This window comes from Amycolatopsis sp. N2S4-7 (assembly GCF_058119595.1).
The window spans coordinates 4542361-4562847 of record NZ_CP172299.1 but is presented as its reverse complement, the minus strand read 5'-3'; the positions used below and the strand labels follow the sequence as shown (position 1 = coordinate 4562847).

The following is a 20487-nucleotide window of genomic DNA, read 5'->3' as shown; positions in this document are numbered from 1 at the left end:
CTCCTCCCCGAAAGGCATTACGACATGGGCCAGGTCAACCGGCGCAAGGTGCTCCTCGGCGGCCTCGCCGCGGTCACCGCCACCGCGGCTTCGGCGGCACTGCCGTCCTGGGCGAACGCGCGCACCACCGTCGCCGCCCCCACGATCCACGACCCCTTCCAGCTCGGCGTCGCCTCCGGCGATCCGCTCCCCGACAGCGTCGTGCTGTGGACGAGACTCGCGCCGGCGCCGCTCAACCCCGACGGCTTCGGCGGCATGCCGGACGCCACCTACGCGGTCGACTGGGAGATCGCCAACGACGAGGCGTTCAGCTCGATCGTGCAGAGCGGCCAGGTGAGCGCGGCCCGCGCGGCCGCGCACAGTGTCCACATCGAACCGACCGGGCTGCAGCCCGCGCGCGAGTACTTCTACCGGTTCAAGAGCTCCGGCTACATCTCGCCGGTCGGCCGGACCCGCACCGCGCCCGCCGCCGGTGCCGCGGTCAACCAGCTCAAGTACTGCTTCAGTTCCTGCCAGCACTGGGAGGAGGGCTACTACCACGCGTACAAGGGGATCGTGGCCGACGACCCGGACCTGGTGCTGTTCCTCGGCGACTACATCTACGAGAAGAAGTCGGGCCGCACCGCGCAGGAGCGCAACCCGCGCAGCCTGGCCTTCACCGAGGACGTCACCACGCTCGCGCAGTACCGCGCCCGCCACGCCCAGCACAAGACCGACGCCGACCTGCAGGCCGCGCACGCGATCGCGCCGTGGGTCGTGGTGTTCGACGACCACGAGGTGATGAACAACTGGAACGGCACCACCTCGCCCGCCACGGCCGCGCGCAAGGCCGCCGGCTTCCAAGCCTTCTACGAGAACACCCCGATCCGGTCGACGGCCAAGCCCAACGGCGCGTCGATCCAGCTGTACCGGCAGCTGATGTGGGGCAACCTGGCCCGGTTCCACATGCTCGACACGCGCCAGTACCGCAGCGCCCAGGTGCCCGACCCCGCCGGCGACGCCGGCCCGGCCTGCACCGACATGCGCAGCACCTCGCGCAGCATCCTGGGCAGCACGGAGGAGGCGTGGCTGCTCAAGCAGTTCGAGTCGCACCCCGCCACCTGGGACTTCCTCGGCCAGCAGGTCTTCTTCGCCACGCGTGACGCCGACGGCAACAAGGCCACCTGCGAGAGCAACGACTCCTGGCAGGGCTACGAGGCCTCCCGGAACCGGATCCAGCAGGGCTGGGTCGACCGGAAGGTCGCCAACCCGGTCGTGCTCACCGGCGACGTCCACCGGCACTGGGCCGCCGACCTGCGGCTGGACTACTTCGACCACAGCGACCCGGTCATCGGCTCGGAGCTGGTCACGACGTCGGTGACGAGCAACAGCGACACCGCGTCCGCGCCGAGCGCGGCCTGGTACGCCAACAACCCGCACGTCAAGTACTGCAAGGGCGAGCGCGGCTACGTTCGCGTCACGACGACGCCGTCGCAGACGCGAGCGGATTTCATGACGACGTCCGACACGAGCGTGTACGACCCGGCGTCGGTCGTCATCAAGAACGATGTCAGCTACGTAGTGCAAGCAGGGAAGCCTGGCCTGCAGAAAGCCTGACGCAGGGCGCTACGCTGCGTGATGTGGATGATCAACTTGGCCTGCGGGAGCGCAAGAAGCTCCGCACGCGGGCGGCCATCTCGGCGGCGGCGATCCGGCTCTTTTCGGAGCGCGGGTTCGCCGCCGTCGGGGTCGCCGAGGTGGCGAGGGTGGCCGGGGTGTCCAAGCGGACCCTCTTCGCCCACTTCCCGTCCAAGGAGGACCTGGTGCTGCACCGGTTCGCCGGCCACGGGACCGACGCGGCGGACGTCGTGCGGGCCCGCCGTCCCGGCCAGGGCGCGCTGGCCGCGCTGCGGGAGGCGTTCCTGCGGGGTCTCGAAGAGCGGGAACCGGTGACCGGCCTGTGCGACGACGAGGACGTCCTCGCCGTGTTCCGGCTGGTCACCGGCACGCCGGCGCTGGGGACGCGGCTGGCGGAGCGCACCGCCGCGGGGGAGCCCGCCCTGGCCGCCGCCCTCGCCGAGGCCGGCGTCCCCGCGCCGGACGCGAGCCTCGCCGCGGCGCAGATCGCGGCGGTCCGCCGGACCCTGGCCACGGCGAACATGGCGGCGGTCGCGGCCGGCGTCCCCGCGGCCCGGCGCCTCCCGGAGGCCGTCGCGGCGGCCGAACGGGCGTTCACCCTGCTGACGTCCGGAGCAGGGTTCCCGTGACCGTCCCCGATCATGACGAATTCATGGTCCGGACCATGACGATCACACGTTTTTCCTGGACCCGGCGAAGGTAGACTGCGAATTCTGAACAGCCGGGACCGGCGGGTGCCGGTGTCCACGCCGGACCGCGGCCGCGGATCCAGCCGTACCGAACACGGGGGACCCGCGTCCCGACTGGGGGTGGCGCGGGTCCCCTGAGGTGCCCTGGGAAAGGTGATTCCGGGTGATCTTGACAGTGTGCTCGCGCCGCTCGTAATCTGAGTGCTCCGCCGTCATGCCGAGTTTTCTCGATTCCATGACAAGGCGGTCTCACGGTGAAAGCGAAAAGAAACCTCCTGCTGATCGGCTTCGCGGTGGCGGGGCTGGTGGTGGCCGGCGCCGGGATTTCCGCCGCCGCACCCGGCGGCGTTTACGACGTGCACGACTACGGCGCCAAGGGAAACGGGTCCGCCAACGATTCCGGTGCCATCGACAAGGCGATCACGGCGGCCGGCGCGGCGGGCGGCGGCACCGTCCGGTTCACGCCCGGTAACTACAAGTCGGCGAACACCGTGCACCTCAAGAGCAACGTGACGATCCAGCTCGACGCCGGCGCGACGATCACGGGGTCCAGTGCGGACAGTTACGACAAGCCCGAGTCGAACCAGTGGGACGACTACCAGGACTACGGCCACAGCCACTTCCGCAACGCGATGTTCTTCGGCGACAGGCTGACGAACATCGGGTTCACCGGCGCCGGGACGATCGACGGCGGCGGCAACCTCATCACCGGCAACCCGGACTCCGGCGAGGCCGACAAGATCCTCTCGATCACCCGCTGCGACGGGCTCACGCTGTCGGGGATCAAGCTGCGCCGCGGCGGGCACTTCGCGGCGCTGATCAACGGCTGCACGAACGTCGTGTCCGACCACCTGACCATCGACACGGCGAGTGACCGCGACGGCTGGAACATCATCAGCACGACCAACGTCACGATCACGAACGCGACCATCGCGGCGAACGACGACGCACTGGTGTTCAAGAGCGACTACGCCCTCGGCGCGAAACTGCCGAACGGGAACGTCACGGTGAACAACGCGAAACTGTCGGCCGTCTGCTGCAACGCGCTGATGTTCGGTTCCGAGACGTGCGGGGACTTCACCGGTTACCAGTTCTCGGGCATCACGATCACCGGCGCGCACAAATCCGGCATCGGGATCGTTTCGATGGACGGCGCGAAGATTTCCGACGTGCACTACCGGGACATCACGATGTCCGGCACGTACTCGCCGATCATGATGAAGATCGGCACGCGGAAACGGTGCGGGAACAACCCCGGCGTCGGCTCGATCAGCGGGATCACGTTCGACAACGTCACCGGCACGCACACGGGCAGCAGCTTCAGCCCGACGATCTGGGGCGCGGACAGCGGCCACCGGGTCTCCGACGTCACCCTCACCGGCGTGAAGCTGACGGTGCCGGGCGGCAACGGCACCATGGGCACGGGTGTGCCGAGCAACACGGCGACCGACTACAACCCGAAGAGCATCGGCACTCGTCCGGCGTACGGCTGGTACGTCCACTACGCGGCCGGCATCCGGTTCGTGGACAGCTCGGTGGAGTTCGCCAAGGACGACGGCCGCCCGGCGAGCATCGTCAACAACAGCTCGGACGTCACGTTCGACCACTTCACGGCGGAGAAGGGCAGCAAAAGCCCCTTCGACGTCGGCTTCCAGTCGGTGACGGGCTACTGCGTGAAGAACTCGGCGACGACGTCAGGCGCGGCCCTGCGCGTGAACACGACCGGCTCGGCCTCCACCTGCTGACCTGAACGTACGAAGGGGCCCCGGCTCGTGAGCCGGGGCCCCTTCTGCGGCGCGCCTCGTGGTCAGTGGGAGTATTGCTCGTTCATGATCAGGAACGCCCCCAGGCCGTGGAAGTCGTTGGTCTTGCGCGCCCGGGCGTAGTAGTACGACAGGTCGCCGACGTTGGTGCCTTCGCAGATGTCGGTGATGTTCGTCAGCCCGTCCGAACCGAGTGACACCTTGCGCAGCACGCCGGCGTACCCGCGGTCGGCCACCGCCTGGTACGACGCCGGCAGGTAGCCGCGCTGGACGCCGCGGGCCAGCGTGAACGTGTACATCGACGACGCCGACGTCTCCAGCCAGTTCTTCGCGTCGCCGCCGCGGTCGACCACCTGGTACCAGCGGCCCGTGGCCGGGTCCTGGTACCGCTGGTAGCCCGCGGCCAGGAACCGCACGACGTCGATCAGCGCCGCCCGGCGCGGGTGGTCCGCCGGGAGCACCTCGAGGATGTCGATGGTGGCCATGCCGAACCAGCCGATCGCCCGCGCCCAGTGGTACTTCGAGTGGTGCCCGGACCCGGACGCCCACGATTCGGAGCCGTCCTCGTCGTAGGCGTGGTACAGCAGGCCCTTCGCCGGCTCGCGGAGGTGGCTGAAGTACACCGCGATGTTCTTCGCCGCCTCTTCGAAGCAGTACGCGCCGTCGTCGAACGCCGCGCCGTAGAGCGCGAGGAACGGCTGGGCCATGTACACGCCGTCGCCCCACAGCTGACCGACCTTGCTCGTGGCGTGGAACATGCCGCCGTCGGACGTCCTCGGGTAGGACGGGAACCGCTTGCGCAGCTGGTCGGCCGCTGTCTTGTACTTCTTGCGGCCGGTCTCCGCGTGCAGCAGCGGCAGCATCTGGCACGACCGCATCGAGTCGAGGTTGGTGAAGCTGTTCGAAATCCCGCTGTCGGTGATGAAGCGGTCGTACCAGGCGATGATGTAGTCGAGGTACTTCTTCTCGCCGGTGCGCTTGTAGAAGAGGTACTGGCCGTACAGGTACAGCCCGAGGGTGTAGCCCCAGCCGCCGATCTTGTCCGGCGTGTAGCGCTTCATCGTCGAGTCGATCACGGCCCGGGACCAGTCCGGCGGCGGCGCCGCGCCGCCGATCGGGGGCAACCGGTCCGCCGCCCGCGCGACGGGGCCCGCCGCGGCGAGGGCGCCCAGTGCGCCGAGGGTGCCGGCCAGGACCGCGCGCCGGGTCGGGCGAAGGGGGTGCTCGGACATGCGTCGTCCCTTTCGTGCACTGGCCCCGCGACGCGGGAGTGGGTGGCCGGGATGCCGATCCGCCGTCCGTCGGCATCCCGACCAGCTCAGGGGGGCGCGGCGTGCTGCCCGTGTGTCGCCGGAGCGATGGGTGAGGGCGAAAGCGCTCTCTGGGGAGAAGGTCTACTCGCCCTGCCGCCACGCAGTCAAGGAGAGATCGGATCTCTCGTGTCATATATCAGATATTTAACCCGAACGGCGGCAACTATCGTGTACCGGCCAGCGAAACGTGCGCCAAAGGTCGGATCTAAGCCTTGACCTGCGCTCGTCGTCAGGAGTACACCACCGAGTGGACCAGACCACTGGAGGTCGCTCATGTCAGCCAAGTTCCTGCGCCGGGCGCTCGCCGCGGCGGCGTCGATGCTGGTGGTGTCCGCGCTCGTCGCCGCGCCGGCGTCGGCCGACCTGCAGAAACCTTCCCAGCAGTGGCTGCGCGACAGCCAGGCGGGGTTGTTCCTGCACTGGGGCATGCGCACGTCACCCGGTTACACCAGTTGCAGTGCCTGGGAGAAGGCGGTCACCGACGGCGGGTGGAATCCCGCTTACTGGGTCACCGAAGCCAAGAAGCTGCACGCGTCGTACCTCGTGCTCGCCTCGTTCCACAGCCGCCTCGGCTACGCCCGGGCTTGGCCGTCGAAGATCCCGGGCAGCTGCACCACCAAGCGGGACTTCCTCGGCGAGCTGATCGACGCGGCAAAACCCCAGGGGCTCAAGGTCATCCTCTACATGACCAACGACGCCCAGTGGCACGACGAGGGCGGCCACGAGTGGCTCGACTCGGCCGGCTACTCGAAGTACAAGGGCAAGACCGTGAACCTCGACAGCCAGGACGGCTTCGGCCAGTTCAGCTACGACAACTTCTTCGAGGTCATGAAGAACTACCCCGGCCTCGGCGGGTTCTGGATCGACAACGACAACGCCTACTGGGAGTCGCACAACCTTTACGGCCAGATCTACCAGCAGCGGCCCGACTACCTGCTGAGCAACAACAACGAAGACACGCCGATCATGGACACGATCAGCAACGAGCAGAAGACCGGCATGACGCCGTCCTACGACTACCCGCAGGCGACGTACACGGCGATGCCACGGCTCACCGAGGCGTGCTTCAAGCTGCCCGACACCGGCTCGTGGTGGTACGGCGGGTCGAACCCGCCGGTGAACAAGATGCTCAACCTCGGCAGGCTCATCACGAACTCGGGCTCGTCGATCAAGTCCCTGATGGCCGAGACGGCGATGGTGAACGGGAAGTTCCCGTCGAACCAAGAGGCGTTCAACAACTTCGCGAACACCTACCTGGACGGGATCTGGGCATCCCTCGGCGGCACCGAAGGCGCCGGCTACATGTACGGCGGCATGCAGCCGGGCTTCTGGAACGACGGCGCCCACGGAGTCGTCACCATCAAGGGAGACACGCAGTACGTGCACGTCCTGACCAAGCCGTCGGGCAGCACCCTGAAGATCCGCGACAACGGCTACCGCGTCCGCAGCGTGACGAACCTGCGCACGGGTGCGGCGATCTCCTTCGGCCAGGGCGGCGGCAGCCTGACGCTGACGGGGCTGTCCGGCTGGGACGCCTACGACACGGTCTTCAAGGTCGAGACCGCGGGCCGCACCGGCACCTACGACCCCAAAACCGTGACGCTCAAGGCGAGCGCGTCGGCCGGCGGCCACAGTGGACAGTCGGCGAGCGACGGCGACTACCTCACCTACTTCGACAACAACAAGACCCTGCCGGTCAACCTGGACTTCGACCTCGGGACGGCGAAGAAGGTGCAGTACGTCGGCATCAACCAGCGGGAGGACTCGGTCAGCTACGCCCGGTCGGACTCCGAGCAGTCCGCGCGGATCAAGGCGTACCAGGTGTTCGTCTCGAGTGACGGCAAGAACTGGGGCAGCGCGGTGAAGTCCGGCACGCTCCCGAGCCACCGTGGCGTCCAGTTCGTCGACCTTTCCGCGGTGACGGCGAGGTACGTGCGCCTCCAGGTGACGAGCACGTACGCCGCGTCGAGCGACAGTTCGCGCTACAAGCGGCTGCGGATCGACGAGACCTGGCTGGGGGCCGACTACGCCACGGCGGCGGGCTGAGCGAGCAGGTCGACGGTGAGGGCCGCGGTCCAGCTGAACGAGCGGGTGCCGTGGCCTTCACCGGTGAGCGGGTCGCAGTACTCCGCGAAGCCCGTCGCCGAAGCCGTTTCCACGAGGTCGTCCCGCAGCCGTGCGGCCAGCGCGTTCTCGCCGTGGCGGAGCAGCCCCTGGCGGACCAGCCAGCCGACGTTGAACCACGACGGCCCGCGCCAGTAGCGGCCCGGGTCGAAGCCGGGGGCCGTCAGGTCGTAGCTCGGGACGCCGTGCACCTCGCCGAGCCGGAAGCGCGGCCCGGTCGCCGTCGCGAGCAGGGCCGGGGCCACGGCCAGGTCCGGCAGCACCAGCGGCAGCAACCCCGCGCACGTGTGCTCGGGGGTGAGCGAGCCGGTCCGGACGTCGCGGGCGAAGAAGAAGCCGGACGCGCTGTCCCACAACGTTTCCTGCAGCGCCTTGGCCACACGCGCCGCCGATTCTCGGTGGACGGCGGCGGCCGCGGGCAGGCCCAGTAGCTCGGCGATCTCGGCCAGCGCCAGTTCGGCGTCGGCCAGCAGGGCGTTGAAGCCCGGGTCTTCCACGACGAACGTGCCGTCGTCGGCGTAGCCGCTGTCCCGGTAGTCCTCGGCGAGCCGGACGTACCGGCCGTAGTCCGCGTCGCTCGGCCGGTCGGCGGCGGCACCGTGCTGCAGGTCGCGGCGGACGAACCCGGTCGACGGCCGGACGCGCGCCAGCGGACCGTCCCACGCCGGGCTGTTGTCCATCCCCGACTCCCACGGGTGCACGATCGCGGCGAGCCCGCGCCCGCCCGCGTCCCGCCGGGTCCGCAGGTACTCGTGCCACGCCCGGAGTTTCGGGTACAGCGTGGCCAGGAAGGTCGGGTGGGGTTCGGCCTGGTGCACCGCCAGCACCGCCCGCGCGTGCACCGGCGGCTGGACCAGCCCGGACGTCCGCCCGGCGCGCCACAAGGCCGGGCCGGGGAAGTACGCCTCGGGCGGCGTGTCCGGGTCGAAGAGGATGTGCGGGACGCGGCCGTCGCGCCACTGCGCGGAGAACAGCGTCTCCAGCTCGCGCCGGGCCCGCGAAGGCGACAGGTGGCGCAGGCCGAACGCGATGAAGGCGGAGTCCCAGCTCCACTGGTGCGGGTAGAGCGAACGCGAGGGCACGGTCGACGAGCCGAGCCAGTTGCCCGTCAGGACCTCGGCCGCGCGTTCCCGTGTTACGTTCATATGTCCAATCTATCTCCAACTTATGTCTTGTCAATGCGCAAAAGGGGTCACGATGACGACGCCGACCAGTGCCGGCGAGCTGTTGCAGCTGGTCAGGACCGGCCGGGCGACCACGCGGAAGGCCCTGCTCGTGCGCAGCGGGCTGTCGCGCTCGACGCTGACGGCGCGCCTGGAGCAGCTCCAAGCGGCCGGCCTGCTGACCGAGGGTGGCCAGGAGGACTCCACCGGCGGCCGCCCGGCGCGGCAGCTGCGGTTCGACGACCAGCACGGCGTCGTCCTCGCTGCCAGCATCGACACGACGCACGCCGAGGCCGCGGTCACCGACCTGTCCGGACGCCGGCTCGCGCACCGCGCGGGGGCGGTGCGGGTCGCCGACGGCCCGGAGCCGGTGCTCGACCGGATCGCCGGCTGGTTCGAGGCGATGCTGGCCGAGGCCGGAGGGCCGGTCAGTGGCGTGGGCCTGTCCGTGCCGGGCCCGGTCGAGCCCGGCCGCGCCCGCGTCACGCAGCCGCCCATCATGCCCGGCTGGGACGGTTACCCGATCGACGCCCACCTCGAGGCCCGCTTCGGCGCTCCGGTGCTGGTCGACAACGACGCCAACCTGATGGCGCTGGGCGAACACCGCGCCCGGTACCCGGACTCGGCCGCGCTGGTCGTCGTCAAGGTGTCCACCGGGATCGGCGCCGGCATCGTCATCGGCGGCGAGGTGTACCGCGGCGTCGACGGCGGGGCGGGCGACATCGGGCACATCCGCCTGCCGGAGCACCCGGACGCGCGCTGCGCGTGCGGCTCCCTCGGCTGCCTCGCCGCGGTCGCCGGCGGGGGCGCCCTGGCCGCGCGGCTGACGGAGCAGGGCCTGCCGACGACGTCGGGTTCGGGCGTCCGCGACCGGATCCTGGCCGGCGAGCCGGCCGCGGTGCGGCTCGCCGAAGCCGCCGGGCGGCAGGTGGGGGAGGTCCTCGCGACGCTGGTCTGCGTCGTCAACCCGGGGGTGCTGGTGATCGCCGGCGACCTCGCCGAGCCGCATTTCGTCGCCGGCGTCCGCGAAGTGCTGTACCGGCGGGCCCTGCCGCGCGCGACGCAGTCCCTGCGCGTCGAGATCGGCGGCCGCGGTGAAGGGCTGGCCGGGGCCGTGACGATGGTCGTCGAATCGGTGTTCGCGCCGGCCGAGGTCGACCGCCGCCTGGCCGCGCGGGCCTGACGACGGCCGAAGTACCGTCAGGTCCTGGGCTGTCCTGGACTGTCCCGAGTGGACAGAGCGACCGACTTTAGTAGGTGGCGGGGCCCCTGCCGGCGTGGTCCGCGATACGGTCGCGAACCGGACTTAAGGTGCATCACGTCGCATTCCTCGCGTTTTACGGGTGACAAATCGGATTTCCGTACCACGCGGCCGCCGCCGTGAATTCGCGGCCAGATAACGGTTCCGCAAGCACTTCCCCGCGAGCGGAACACCGATCTAGTCTCAGCCGGTGTTCCAGGCCCATTTACTGGGGGCCGTTTTCGAGAGGGAGATTTCTGTGCGAAGAAGCTCCACCCTGCTCCTTTCGCTCGCGGTGGTGGGTGGTCTCACCGCGGCCGCGCCGGTGGCGTCGGCGCAGGGGCGTCAGGACATCCCGCAGTCGCACCCGTTGTGGGCGAACGCGCAGTCGAAGGTCGCCGACACGGCGCCCGCGGCGAAGCTGAGCTTCCGGGTCTACCTGAACCAGCGCGACAACGCCGGTGCCGAGGCGCTGGCGCAGGCCGTGTCCGACCCGGACAGCAAGACCTACCGCCAGTTCCTGAGCCCCGACCAGGTCCGCGACCGGTTCGCCGCGAGCGACGCGACGGTGAACGCCGTTAAGTCGTGGCTGACCGGCAACGGCTTCAGCATCGGCGAGGTGCCGTCGAACCGCGCCTACGTCGAGGCCACCGGAACCGCCGACCAGACGGAGAAGGCGTTCGCCGTCGACCTGGGCAAGTACCGGGTCAAGGGCCAGACGCTGCGTGCCGCCGACAAGAACCTGTCGGTGCCGGCGAACCTGGCGGGTGACGTGCTCGGCGTCGTCGGCGTCGACCAGGCGACCAACCTGTTCAAGCCCGACCACACCGACGGCATCGACTCGGGCCGGGCCACCAAGTCCGTGCAGCCCTCCGACGTCGCGCCCGGCCCCGGCTTCCGCAACGCGCCGCCGTGCAGCGCCTACTACGGCGAGAAGATCGACACCACCGATCCCGCCTACAACGGCAAGCAGCTGCCGTACGCGCCCTGCGGCTACACCCCGGCGCAGCTGCGTTCGGCCTACGGCGTCGACAAGGTCGGCGCGGACGGCAAGGGCACCACGATCGCCATCGTGGACGCGTTCGCCTCGCCGACCATCTACGCCGACGCCAGCGAGTACGCGCGCCGCAACGACCCGGCGCACCCGCTCAAGCAGAGCCAGTTCAAGCAGCACGTCTTCCCGGCGAACCCGGTTCTCGAGCCGCCGGACCAGTGCGACGCGGCGGGCTGGTACGGCGAGGAGACCCTCGACGTCGAGGCCGCCCACGGTCTCGCGCCGGGCGCCGACATCCTGTACGTCGGCGGGGAGTCCTGCGAGGACAACGCTCTCGACGTCGCGCTGAACTACGTGATCGCCGGCCACAAGGCCGACATCGTGTCGAACTCCTACGGCGACACCGGCGAGGACATCCCGGCCGACGAGGTCAAGGTGTTCAACCAGATCTCGCTGCAGGCGGTGCTCGAGGGCATCGGCGTGTACTTCTCCTCGGGCGACAACGGTGACGAGGTCGCGCGCCTCGGCACGCCGTCGCCGGACTTCTCCGCCTCGGCGCCGTGGATCACCGCGGTCGGCGGCACGTCCATCGCGATCGGCAAGGACGGCAAGCGGATCTTCGAGACCGGCTGGGAGACCAGCAAGTCGACGCTGACCAACGGCGTCTACGGCCCCGCCGCCTACACCAGCGGTTCCGGTGGCGGCACCAGCCGCCTGTTCGAGCAGCCCTTCTACCAGAAGGGCGTCGTGCCGGACGCGCTGTCGACGAAGAACCAGGTCGGCCACAAGAAGGGCCGGGTCGTCCCGGACATCTCCGCGGTCGGCGACCCGAACACCGGCTTCCTGGTCGGCCAGACGCAGACCTTCCCGGAGGGTGCGCACTACGACCAGTACCGGATCGGCGGCACGAGCCTCGCGTCGCCGGTGTTCGCCGGGATCATGGCGGTGGCCGACAGCTTCGACCACTTCCACCACGGCTTCATCAACCCGGTGATCTACAAGCTGACCTCCCGCACCGCGGCGATCAGCGACGTGCAGCACGTGGACGGCCAGGCAGTGGCCCGGGTCGACTACGCCAACTCGGTCGACGCGACGGACGGGCTGCTCCGCTCGGCCCGCACCCTGGACTACCAGGGTCTGACGATCCACACCGCCAAGGGCTACGACGACGTGACCGGCCTCGGCACGCCCAACGGGCTGCTGTTCCTGCTCCTCGTCTAGTTCCGCGGTCCGTGAAGGCCTCCTCGCTCCGGCGAGGGGGCCTTCACGGCTTTTCGGTGGCCAGCGGGATCACCGCGCACACCGTGGTGCCGCCGGGGCCGCTCGTCACGCCGAGCTCGCCGCCGAGGGCCTGGACCCGGTCGCGCAGCCCGGCCAGGCCGGTGCCGCCCTCGACGTCCGCGCCGCCGACGCCCGGGTCGGTCACCTCGACCCGCAGCTCGGCGCCGTCGACGGCGATCCGGACGTCCACGTGGTCGGCTTGGGCGTGCTTCAACGCGTTCGTCAACGCCTCCGACGTCACGAAGTACGCCGTCGCCTCCACCGCCGCGTCGAGGCGGGGGACCGTGCCCACCGACAACGCCACCTCCACCGGGATGCGGTCGGCCAGCGAGCGGACCGCGGCGACCAGGCCCGCTTCGGTGAGGATCGCCGGCCGGATGCCGCGGGCGAGCTCGCGCAGCTCGGTGATCGCCGTCTGCAGCTCGTCGACCGTGCCGGCGAGCAGGGCGCGGACCTCCGCCGGCAGCTCGGCGCCGTACCGGCGGCCGGCCATCCGCAGCAGCAGCACCACGCTGACCAGCCGCTGCTGGGCGCCGTCGTGCAGGTCGCGCTCGAGGCGGCGGCGCTCCTCGTCGCCGGCCGCGACCAGCCGCGCCCGCGACGCCCGCACCTCGGCCAGCCGCTGTTCCAGCTCCGCGGTGAGCCGCTGGTTGTCCAGCACCAGCCCGGCCGCCGCGTTGAGCGCGTCGATCGAGCGGCTGTCCTTCCAGACCTCGTCGTCCTGCACCAGCGCGGCCAGCCCGGTGCCGTCGCGTTCCAGCAGCAGCCGGATCATCTCGGCGTTGCCGACGCGGGCGCGCAGCACCCCGGCCAGGAACGCCAGCGGCCACAGGCAGAACAGGATCCGGTAGGCCTGCAGCAGCGGGTCCGACAGCGGGTGCCCGTCACCGAGGGCCGTGCCCGCGCCCGACGTCAGCGCGCCGAACAGGGCGATGACGATCACCGGGGACAGCAGCCGCCGCTGCGGCAGCCGTCCGCTCAGCCACCGGTAGAGCAGCACGACGACCACGCCGGCGCTGATCGCCGTCGCCGCGAGCTCCAGCACGCGGTCGGCGAAGGCGCCGCCGGCCGGGTCCGAGGAGATCGCCAGCAGGTCGCGGGGGTCGTCGCCGAACAGCAGCCCGACGACCCCCGAGCCGAGCACCACCAGGTAGGCCGCGGCCACCAGCAGCCGTTCCCACCGCGAGCGGAGCCTGCCGTGCGGGAACGCGAGCACGAGGTGCGCGATCACCGGGCTGGACGCGGCGCGCAGCGGCACGGCGATCGTGTACAGCACCGGGTTGCGCGTGAACTGCAGGTCTTCGAGGAACAGCGCGACGCCGGCGAGCGCGATGAGCACGCCGATCGGGTTGGCCGGGCGCCGCACGTGCGCGACCGCGCCGGCGAGCAGGAACAGGAAGCCGGTCGTGGTGCTGAGCGCGGTGTCGAGCGCGGAGTGGGTGCCTTCGGAGGCCTTGAGCGTCAACGCGGTGACGCCGAGCGCGAACCCGGCGGCCAGCAGGCCGGTCATCGCCAGCGTCCGCGGATGCTGCACCACGCAACCCCTCCTGGTGTGCCGCCCGGGCCCGGCTGATCCTGGCGGGAGCCGGCGGCGGTCCGGAAACGGCTAACCGTGATTCGCCCGTTCGGGCCGTCGCGTTACACCGGGCGGGCGCGCTTTAGGGTGATCCGGGGCTCGGACGGGAGGCAGGACATGAGCGGACGCGGTCTGGACGCCGAGGTCTTCGGAGGGCGGATGCCCACGGGAGGCCGGGACCTGGCGATCGAAACGCACGGCATCAAGCCGGTTCCGGAGGGCAACCGGTTCGGGCGGCCGTGGCGGCTGTTCAGCGTGTGGTTCGCGCCGAACCTGACGATGACGGCCGTGTTCACCGGCACCCTCGCCGCGTCGCTCGGCCTGGGGTTCTGGACCGGGCTGGCCGCGATGCTCGCCGGCACCGTGCTCGGGTCGCTGCCGGTGGCGTACCTGTCCACCTGGGGCCCGCGCACCGGCACCGGCCAGCTGCCGCTCGCCCGGCTGCCGTTCGGCGGCGGCGTGGTGCTGCCGGGGCTGGTGCAGTGGCTCGGCTCGATCGCCTGGGACGCGCTGGTCGGGCTGTTCGGCGGCGAGGCGCTGGCCGAGCTGACCGGGCTGCCGTTCTGGGCCGCGGTGCTGATCGTGCTGGTGCTGCAGTGCGCGCTGGGCGTGTTCGGCTACGCGCTGATCCACCGCGTCCAGGCGGTGATGAGCGTGCTGCTGGTGCTCGCCTTCGCCGCGCTCACCGTGAAGGTCCTTTCCGGACACCCGATCGCCACCGCGAACACCGCTTCGGGGGCCGACCTGGCGGGCGGGGTCGTCCTGTTCACGACGATCGCGCTGTCGCTGGCGATCTCGTGGGCGCCGTACGCCTCGGACTTCAGCCGCTACCTGCCCCCGCGGACGTCGTCGCGGGCCGTCTTCTGGGCCACGCTGCTCGGCCTCACGGCGTCGTACGCGATCGGTGAAGGCCTCGGGCTCGCGTTGGGGTTGTCGCTGGGCGACCAGACGGCGGCCGGGGTCGCGAAGCTGCTCGGCGGCGGGTTCCTGGGCGCGCTGGCGCTGGCCGTGATCGCGCTCGCGGCGGTGTCGTCGAACGCGATGAACGACTACAGCGGCTCGCTGGCCCTGCAGACCGTCGGCGTCCGGCTGCGGCGCCCGGTGTCGGCCGTGGTCGTCACCGTGCTCGCCTTCGCCCTCATCCTCTGGATGCACAGCGGCGACCTCTCGGCCAAGTTCGAGAACGTGCTGCTGTTCGTCAGCTACTGGATCCCGCCGTTCCTCGGCGTCGTCGTCCCGGACTGGCTCGCGCGGACCCGCGGCGGGCGGCGCGTGGACGTCCTCGCTTCGACGTCTCCTCGCCCGTGGGCGGCGGTGGTGGCCTTCGTCGTGGGCTTCGGCGCGGCGGTGCCGTTCATGAACACGTCCCTCTACACCGGACCGGTCGCCGCGGCGCTGCACGGCGCCGATCTCGCGTACTACGTCGGGCTGATCGTTTCGCTGGCAGCGTATTTCCTGCTCCGGCGCCGGGTTGACCTCAAGTAATGTAGAGGTTTGACGATGGGCTGGTACCCCCTCGAAGGAGGAACCATGCCCACCGCACTCGTCACCGGTGCGTCCGCGGGACTCGGCCGAGCCCTCGCCGCGGCCCTGGTGAGTCGCCAGTGGACGGTCGTCGGCGACGGCCGGGACGCGGCCGCGCTCGCCGCCGCCGCCCGGGAGATCGGCTTCACCGCCGTCCCCGGCGACGTCACCGACCCCGCCCACCGCGCTTCGCTGGCCGGCGCCTGTCCCGAACTCGACCTGCTCGTCAACAACGCCAGCTCGCTCGGCGTCAGCCCGCTGCCGCCGCTGGCCGGCTATCCCCTGGCAGAACTGGAAAACGTCTACCGCGTGAACGTCTTCGCGCCGCTCGCGCTGACCCAGCTGCTGCTGCCCGCGCTCACCGCGGCGGGCGGGACGATCGTCGACGTCAGCTCGGACGCCGCCGTCGAAGCGTACGAAGGCTGGGGCGGCTACGGCTCCGCGAAGGCCGCGCTCGACCAGCTCACCGCCGTGCTCGGCGCGGAGAACCCGGACCTGGCCGTGTACGCGGTCGACCCTGGCGACCTGCGCACCGCGATGCACCAGCGCGCCTTCCCCGGCGAGGACATCTCGGACCGGCCGCTGCCGGAGACCGCCGTCCCGGCGTTCCTGCGGCTGCTCGACGAGCGCCCGCCGAGCGGGCGGTACCGCGCCGCGGACCTCCTGGTGGCGGCATGACCGTCCGGTTCGAGCTGCCGGACGAGCTGTCCGCGTCGGCGCCGCCGGAGGCCCGCGGCCTGGCGCGCGACGAGGTCCGCCTGCTGATCGCCTCGCCCGAGGGGGTCCACCACACGGTGTTCGCCGCACTGGGCGAGCACCTGCGGCCCGGGGACCTGCTGGTCGTCAACACCTCCGGCACGCTGCCGGCGGCGGTCGACGCCACGCGCGGCGGACGGCCGGTCGTCGTCCACTTCGCGACGTCGCTCGACGACGGTGCGTGGGTTGTCGAGCTGCGCGCACCCGGCGGTCCGTTGCTCGACGGCAGGCCGGGGGAGCGGCTCGAGCTGCCCGGGGGCGCGTCGCTGACGCTGCTGGCCGAAGCCGTGCCGGGGGCCGCGCGGCTGTGGCGGGCGGCGGTCTCGGTGGAGGTCACCGGGCTCCTCGCGGCCGCCGGCCGCCCGATCCGCTACGGCTACGTCCCGCGTGCCTGGCCCCTGTCCGACTACCAGACGGTGTTCGCCCGCGAGCCGGGCAGCGCGGAGATGCCGTCGGCGGCCCGGCCGTTCACCGAGTCACTGGTGACGCGCCTGGTCACCGACGGCGTGCTGTTCGCGCCGCTGGTGCTGCACACGGGGGTGTCGTCCCCGGAGGCGGGCGAGCCGCCCCAGGCCGAACGCTTCCGCGTCCCCGCGACGACCGCGGCGCTGGTCTCGTGGGCCCGGGCTCGCGGCGGCCGGGTGATCGCGGTCGGCACGACGGCGGCCCGCGCCCTGGAGTCGGCCGCGTCCGGCGGCGAGGTCCGCGCGGCCGAGGGCTGGACGGACCTCGTGCTCGGCCCGGACCGCCCGGCCCGGGTGGTGGACGGCATCGTCACCGGCCTGCACGCGCCGGACGCGTCTCACCTGCTGCTCCTGGAAGCGGTCGCGGGGCGCGAGCTGGTCCAGCAGGCGTACGACGCGGCGGTGCGGCGGCGCTACCTGTGGCACGAGTTCGGCGACGTCTCGCTCCTCCTGCGCCGCTAGCGCCGGGCGGGCTCGTGGTCGTGGCGCCGGGCGCGGACCAGCCCGGCGACCGCGACCACCGCGATCCCCAGCCCGGCCCCGCTGACGATCGAAGCCACCAGGCTCGCCGTGCCGGTCGCCAGGCCGAACGCGCCGCCCAGGTACACCGGGATGCAGACCGCCACCGGCAGCCACGTCCGCAGCGCGAACGCGCGGTCCGACGCCAGCCACAGCACCAGCGTCACCGCCGCCCCGGTGGCGACCGGGATCGCCCAGACGACGAGGCTCGTCACGGCGTCCATCCCGAGTGACCTGAGCCACTCGAACGACGCCTGGCCCAGCCCGATGAACAGCACGACCAGCGCCACGCGGACGCCGGCGGCCCCCTGGCCCCGTCGGTGTGCGGTGCTCGTCATGTCTTCCCTCCGAATCCGTGGTCACCCATACCACGTTCGGGTGACGCGGTCGGTTGTCCGAGCCGTCGGATTTCCCGGACGGACCGGACCGCCCAGATGCCGGGAACACCTCGCGCCCGCGGGGTCCGCCCCGCATGCTCGTGCGGCACCAGGTGCGAGAACGGCCCGCCCTCCTAGGCGCAGCGGTCACCGATGTCAAGGAATCTCACCAGAATTCCCGGGATGCGGATGGCTATGCGCCCCAGTGGGTGACCGTGCGAACCTCGCCCCACACCGACCCCGAAAGGCGACGCAGACGTGCGCACCCACCACAGGACCCGTTTCTTGGCCTCGGCGCTGGCCGCCCTGACCGTCGTGGGCGGGCTCGCGGGCTGTTCCCGCGCGGACAGCAGCGTCGCGCCGGCCGCGAACCAGGGGGCCGCCGGCGAGGTCCGGGTGGGTTTCTTCCCGAACGTCACGCACGCGCCCGCGCTGATCGGCGTCAAGAAGGACTTCTTCAAGAACGAGCTCGGGGCGACGAAGCTCACCACGCAGACGTTCAACGCCGGCCCCGAAGAGGTCAACGCCCTGCTGGGCGGCTCGCTCGACATCGCGTTCATCGGCTCCGGCCCGGCGATCAACGCCTTCACCAAGTCCAAGGGCGCCATCCAGCTGGTCTCCGGCGCCGTCTCGGGCGGGGCGCAGCTGGTCGTCAAGCCGGACATCACCAGCGTCGACGGGCTCAAGGGCAAGAACATCGCGACGCCGCAGCTGGCCAACACCCAGGACGTCGCCCTCAAGAAGTTCCTCGCCGGCAAGCAGCTGACCGACCAGGTCAAGATCACCAACCTCGACAACCCGAAGACGCTCGACGCGTTCAAGAAGGGCGAGGTCGACGGCGGCTGGCTGCCCGAGCCGTGGGCGTCGCGGCTGGTCCTCGACGCGGGTGCGAAGGTCCTGGTCGACGAGAAGACCCTGTGGCCGGGCGGCCGCTTCCCGAGCACCGTCGTCATCGTGCGCAGCGAGTTCCTGCAGCAGCACCCGGACACCGTCCGCGCGCTCCTCAAGGGCGAGCTGGCCGCGATCGACTGGGCGAAGGCCAACCCGGCGGACGCGAAGACCGTGGTCAACGGCGCCCTCAAGGAGCTGGCCGGCAGTACCCTGAGCGCGGCGGTCCTCGACCGCGCGTTCTCCGGCATCGAGCTGACCACCGACCCCGTCGCCGCCGAGTTCCCGCAGCTCGCGCAGGACTCGGTCACCGCCGGCGTGGTGAAGTCGGCGGTGGCGCTGAAGGGCTTCGCCGACTTCGGCCCGCTGAACGACGTCCTCAAGGCCCGGAACCTGCCGGCCGTCGAAGCCCCCGAACTGACCAAGTGATCCGGAGAGGCAGCCAGCGATGACCACGACCCTCCCGACCGGCCGGTCGAGTTTCACCGGCGCGACCGCGGTGCGTCTCGACGGCGTGCGCAAGACGTTCGGCCCGGCCGGCCGCGCGGTGACCGCGCTCGACGGCGTGGACCTGACGGTCGCGCCCGGCGAGTTCGTCTGCCTGCTGGGTGCGTCCGGCTGCGGCAAGAGCACGCTGCTGAACCTGGTCGCGGGCCTGGACGCGCCGTCGGCGGGGGAGATCACGCTGAACACCTCGCGCCCCGCGGTGATGTTCCAGGAGGCCGCGCTGATGCCGTGGCTGACCGCGGCCCGCAACGTCGAGCTGCCGCTGCGGCTGGCCGGCTTCGGGCGCGCCGAGCGCCGTGCGAAGGCCGCCGAGCTGCTGGACCTGGTCCGCCTGAACGGGGCGGGCGGCAAGCGCCCGCACGAGCTGTCCGGCGGCATGCGGCAGCGGGTCGCGCTGGCCCGCGCGCTGGCCGCGACCCTGCGCGTCGGCGGCGACCCCGAGCAGTCGCTCCTGCTGATGGACGAGCCGTTCGCCGCGCTCGACGCCATCACCCGCGACGTCCTGCAGGGCGAGCTGCTGCGCGTCTACCGCAGCACGGGCACGTCCGTGCTGTTCGTCACGCACGACGTGCGCGAAGCGGTCCGGCTCGGGCAGCGCGTGGTGCTCCTGTCGTCACGGCCCGGCCGGGTCGTGCGCGAGTGGACGGACGTCCCGCTGGCCGACGCCGAGGAGCTCACCGAGGAAATCACCGGGCACCTGCGAGAGGTGATCAGCACCCATGCCGCAGCTTGACCGGTCCGCCGAACCCGACCTCGACGCGGTCGGTGCCGGACTGGACTCGCTCGACGCCCCGGTGGGGGAGCGCCGCCCGAGTTTCTGGAAGCGGTTCGCCTGGGGTTTCCTGCCGCCGCTCGCCGCCCTCGTCCTGCTGATCGTCGTCTGGCAGATCCTCTGGGCGGCGGCCTTCTGGTCGGAGGCGCAGCTGCCCGCACCGATCGCGGTGTGGAACGAGTTCTGGGGCATCGTCGTCGACGGCCAGGTGTTCGGCTTCGTCTGGACATCGGTGCACCGCGCCGCGCTCGGCTTCGTCGCCGGGGTGCTCATCGGCACCCCGCTGGGCCTGGTGGTGGCCAAGGTCCGCGTGGTCCGCGCGGCGATCGGGCCCCTGCTGACGGGGCTGCAGAGCCTGCCATCGGTGGCCTGGGTCCCGGCGGCGATCCTGTGGTTCGGCATCAACGACGCGGCGATCTACTTCGTCGTGTTGCTGGGCTCAGTGCCATCGATCGCGAACGGCCTGGTGTCGGGCATCGACCAGATCCCCCCGATCCTCCCGCGCGTCGGCCAGGTGATGGGCGCGAACCGCCTGTCTTCGGCGCGCCACATCTTGTTGCCTGCGGCGTTGCCGGGTTTCCTCGCGGGGCTGAAGCAGGGCTGGGCGTTCTCGTGGCGCTCCCTGATGGCGGCCGAGCTGATCGCGCTGTCCCCGCAGCTGGGGGTGGGACTGGGCGCGTACTTGAACCAGGGATCATCGCTGAACAGCATCGAGACGGTGATCGCGGCGATCTTTTTGATCCTGCTGGTGGGTGTGGGGATCGAGCTGGCGGTGTTCCGTCCGCTGGAGCGGGCGGTGCTACGGGCCCGAGGCCTCACGGCGTCCCTGTAGACGGCGGCTCCTGCTCCCGCCTCCGCTGACCGTGCGGCTTCTGCAGGGCCGGGCGGGTCGGCTCCTGACCGTTGGCGGGTCGGCTCTT

The 20487-nt window shown here is 71.2% G+C and carries 16 protein-coding genes; 12 read left to right on the top strand and 4 right to left on the bottom strand.

Annotated features, from left to right (window positions below; translation table 11 throughout):
• Positions 1 to 24: 24 nt before the first annotated feature.
• The 3 genes from ACH54P_RS21350 to ACH54P_RS21340 all read left to right on the top strand — a co-directional run bounded on the left by ACH54P_RS21350 (position 25) and on the right by ACH54P_RS21340 (position 4051).
• A complete protein-coding gene (locus ACH54P_RS21350) occupies positions 25 to 1596 on the top strand; it encodes an alkaline phosphatase D family protein (protein ID WP_489915371.1) in 1572 nt (523 codons plus the stop codon).
• Between the two features lie 23 nt (positions 1597 to 1619).
• Complete coding sequence (locus ACH54P_RS21345) at positions 1620 to 2246, top strand: TetR/AcrR family transcriptional regulator (protein WP_489915370.1); 627 nt, start codon at positions 1620 to 1622, stop codon at positions 2244 to 2246.
• A 314-nt stretch (positions 2247 to 2560) separates the two neighbouring features.
• Entirely contained in the window at positions 2561 to 4051 is a 1491-nt protein-coding gene (locus tag ACH54P_RS21340) for a glycoside hydrolase family 28 protein (protein ID WP_489915368.1), read from the top strand.
• A gap of 62 nt (positions 4052 to 4113) precedes the next feature.
• Here ACH54P_RS21340 and ACH54P_RS21335 read toward each other — a convergent pair whose 3' ends face one another.
• On the bottom strand, positions 4114 to 5301 hold the full coding sequence (locus ACH54P_RS21335; protein ID WP_489915366.1) for a glycoside hydrolase family 88/105 protein: 1188 nt from the start codon (positions 5299 to 5301) through the stop codon (positions 4114 to 4116).
• A gap of 354 nt (positions 5302 to 5655) precedes the next feature.
• Here ACH54P_RS21335 and ACH54P_RS21330 point away from each other — a divergent pair, with 354 nt between their 5' ends.
• Positions 5656 to 7428: a discoidin domain-containing protein gene (locus ACH54P_RS21330; protein WP_489915365.1), complete on the top strand. Its 1773-nt coding sequence runs from the start codon at positions 5656 to 5658 to the stop codon at positions 7426 to 7428.
• Here the strand turns inward: ACH54P_RS21330 and ACH54P_RS21325 are convergent.
• Positions 7407 to 8651, bottom strand: coding sequence for an amylo-alpha-1,6-glucosidase (locus tag ACH54P_RS21325; RefSeq protein ID WP_489915363.1), 1245 nt, complete (start codon positions 8649 to 8651; stop codon positions 7407 to 7409). The two genes, ACH54P_RS21330 and ACH54P_RS21325, sit on opposite strands and share 22 nt — an antisense overlap.
• A 52-nt stretch (positions 8652 to 8703) precedes the next feature.
• Here ACH54P_RS21325 and ACH54P_RS21320 point away from each other — a divergent pair, with 52 nt between their 5' ends.
• Both ACH54P_RS21320 and ACH54P_RS21315 read left to right on the top strand, forming a co-directional pair.
• Positions 8704 to 9852: an ROK family transcriptional regulator gene (locus ACH54P_RS21320; protein ID WP_489915361.1), complete on the top strand. Its 1149-nt coding sequence runs from the start codon at positions 8704 to 8706 to the stop codon at positions 9850 to 9852.
• 316 nt (positions 9853 to 10168) lie between these two features.
• Positions 10169 to 12124: a S53 family peptidase gene (locus ACH54P_RS21315; RefSeq protein WP_489915359.1), complete on the top strand. Its 1956-nt coding sequence runs from the start codon at positions 10169 to 10171 to the stop codon at positions 12122 to 12124.
• A gap of 43 nt (positions 12125 to 12167) precedes the next feature.
• Here ACH54P_RS21315 and ACH54P_RS21310 read toward each other — a convergent pair whose 3' ends face one another.
• Entirely contained in the window at positions 12168 to 13718 is a 1551-nt protein-coding gene (locus ACH54P_RS21310) for a sensor histidine kinase (protein WP_489916558.1), read from the bottom strand.
• A gap of 159 nt (positions 13719 to 13877) precedes the next feature.
• Here ACH54P_RS21310 and ACH54P_RS21305 point away from each other — a divergent pair, with 159 nt between their 5' ends.
• From ACH54P_RS21305 to ACH54P_RS21295, 3 genes are read left to right on the top strand one after another with little or no spacing between them, the layout of a single operon-like run.
• Complete coding sequence (locus ACH54P_RS21305) at positions 13878 to 15245, top strand: purine-cytosine permease family protein (protein WP_489915358.1); 1368 nt, start codon at positions 13878 to 13880, stop codon at positions 15243 to 15245.
• A gap of 45 nt (positions 15246 to 15290) precedes the next feature.
• Complete coding sequence (locus ACH54P_RS21300) at positions 15291 to 15962, top strand: SDR family NAD(P)-dependent oxidoreductase (protein ID WP_489915356.1); 672 nt, start codon at positions 15291 to 15293, stop codon at positions 15960 to 15962.
• Positions 15959 to 16966 carry an S-adenosylmethionine:tRNA ribosyltransferase-isomerase gene (locus ACH54P_RS21295; RefSeq protein ID WP_489915354.1) on the top strand — a complete coding sequence of 336 codons (1008 nt, stop codon included), beginning with the start codon at positions 15959 to 15961 and terminating at the stop codon, positions 16964 to 16966. The genes ACH54P_RS21300 and ACH54P_RS21295 overlap by 4 nt, the downstream gene beginning before the upstream one ends.
• Here the strand turns inward: ACH54P_RS21295 and ACH54P_RS21290 are convergent.
• The gene (locus ACH54P_RS21290) at positions 16963 to 17361 is read right to left on the bottom strand and encodes a hypothetical protein (protein ID WP_489915352.1); all 399 of its coding nucleotides are present in this window, start codon (positions 17359 to 17361) and stop codon (positions 16963 to 16965) included. The two genes, ACH54P_RS21295 and ACH54P_RS21290, sit on opposite strands and share 4 nt — an antisense overlap.
• Positions 17362 to 17658: 297 nt before the next feature.
• Between ACH54P_RS21290 and ACH54P_RS21285 the strand changes: the two genes are divergently transcribed.
• From ACH54P_RS21285 to ACH54P_RS21275, 3 genes are read left to right on the top strand one after another with little or no spacing between them, the layout of a single operon-like run.
• The gene (locus tag ACH54P_RS21285) at positions 17659 to 18717 is read left to right on the top strand and encodes an ABC transporter substrate-binding protein (RefSeq protein WP_489915350.1); all 1059 of its coding nucleotides are present in this window, start codon (positions 17659 to 17661) and stop codon (positions 18715 to 18717) included.
• A 19-nt stretch (positions 18718 to 18736) separates the two neighbouring features.
• The gene (locus ACH54P_RS21280; RefSeq protein ID WP_489915348.1) at positions 18737 to 19528 is read left to right on the top strand and encodes an ABC transporter ATP-binding protein; all 792 of its coding nucleotides are present in this window, start codon (positions 18737 to 18739) and stop codon (positions 19526 to 19528) included.
• The gene (locus ACH54P_RS21275) at positions 19515 to 20399 is read left to right on the top strand and encodes an ABC transporter permease (RefSeq protein ID WP_489915346.1); all 885 of its coding nucleotides are present in this window, start codon (positions 19515 to 19517) and stop codon (positions 20397 to 20399) included. Before ACH54P_RS21280 ends, ACH54P_RS21275 begins: the two co-directional genes overlap by 14 nt.
• Positions 20400 to 20487: the final 88 nt, after the last annotated feature.

What these genes read in the sequence shown, in the direction of transcription:
- ACH54P_RS21350 (WP_489915371.1), top strand. Translation starts at nt 25, where the DNA reads ATGGGCCAGGTCAACCGGCGCAAGGTGCTCCTCGGCGGCCTCGCCGCG.
- ACH54P_RS21335 (WP_489915366.1), bottom strand. Translation starts at nt 5,301, where the DNA reads ATGTCCGAGCACCCCCTTCGCCCGACCCGGCGCGCGGTCCTGGCCGGC.
- ACH54P_RS21330 (WP_489915365.1), top strand. Translation starts at nt 5,656, where the DNA reads ATGTCAGCCAAGTTCCTGCGCCGGGCGCTCGCCGCGGCGGCGTCGATG.
- ACH54P_RS21325 (WP_489915363.1), bottom strand. Translation starts at nt 8,651, where the DNA reads ATGAACGTAACACGGGAACGCGCGGCCGAGGTCCTGACGGGCAACTGG.
- ACH54P_RS21320 (WP_489915361.1), top strand. Translation starts at nt 8,704, where the DNA reads ATGACGACGCCGACCAGTGCCGGCGAGCTGTTGCAGCTGGTCAGGACC.
- ACH54P_RS21305 (WP_489915358.1), top strand. Translation starts at nt 13,878, where the DNA reads ATGAGCGGACGCGGTCTGGACGCCGAGGTCTTCGGAGGGCGGATGCCC.
- ACH54P_RS21300 (WP_489915356.1), top strand. Translation starts at nt 15,291, where the DNA reads ATGCCCACCGCACTCGTCACCGGTGCGTCCGCGGGACTCGGCCGAGCC.
- ACH54P_RS21295 (WP_489915354.1), top strand. Translation starts at nt 15,959, where the DNA reads ATGACCGTCCGGTTCGAGCTGCCGGACGAGCTGTCCGCGTCGGCGCCG.
- ACH54P_RS21290 (WP_489915352.1), bottom strand. Translation starts at nt 17,361, where the DNA reads ATGACGAGCACCGCACACCGACGGGGCCAGGGGGCCGCCGGCGTCCGC.
- ACH54P_RS21280 (WP_489915348.1), top strand. Translation starts at nt 18,737, where the DNA reads ATGACCACGACCCTCCCGACCGGCCGGTCGAGTTTCACCGGCGCGACC.
- ACH54P_RS21275 (WP_489915346.1), top strand. Translation starts at nt 19,515, where the DNA reads ATGCCGCAGCTTGACCGGTCCGCCGAACCCGACCTCGACGCGGTCGGT.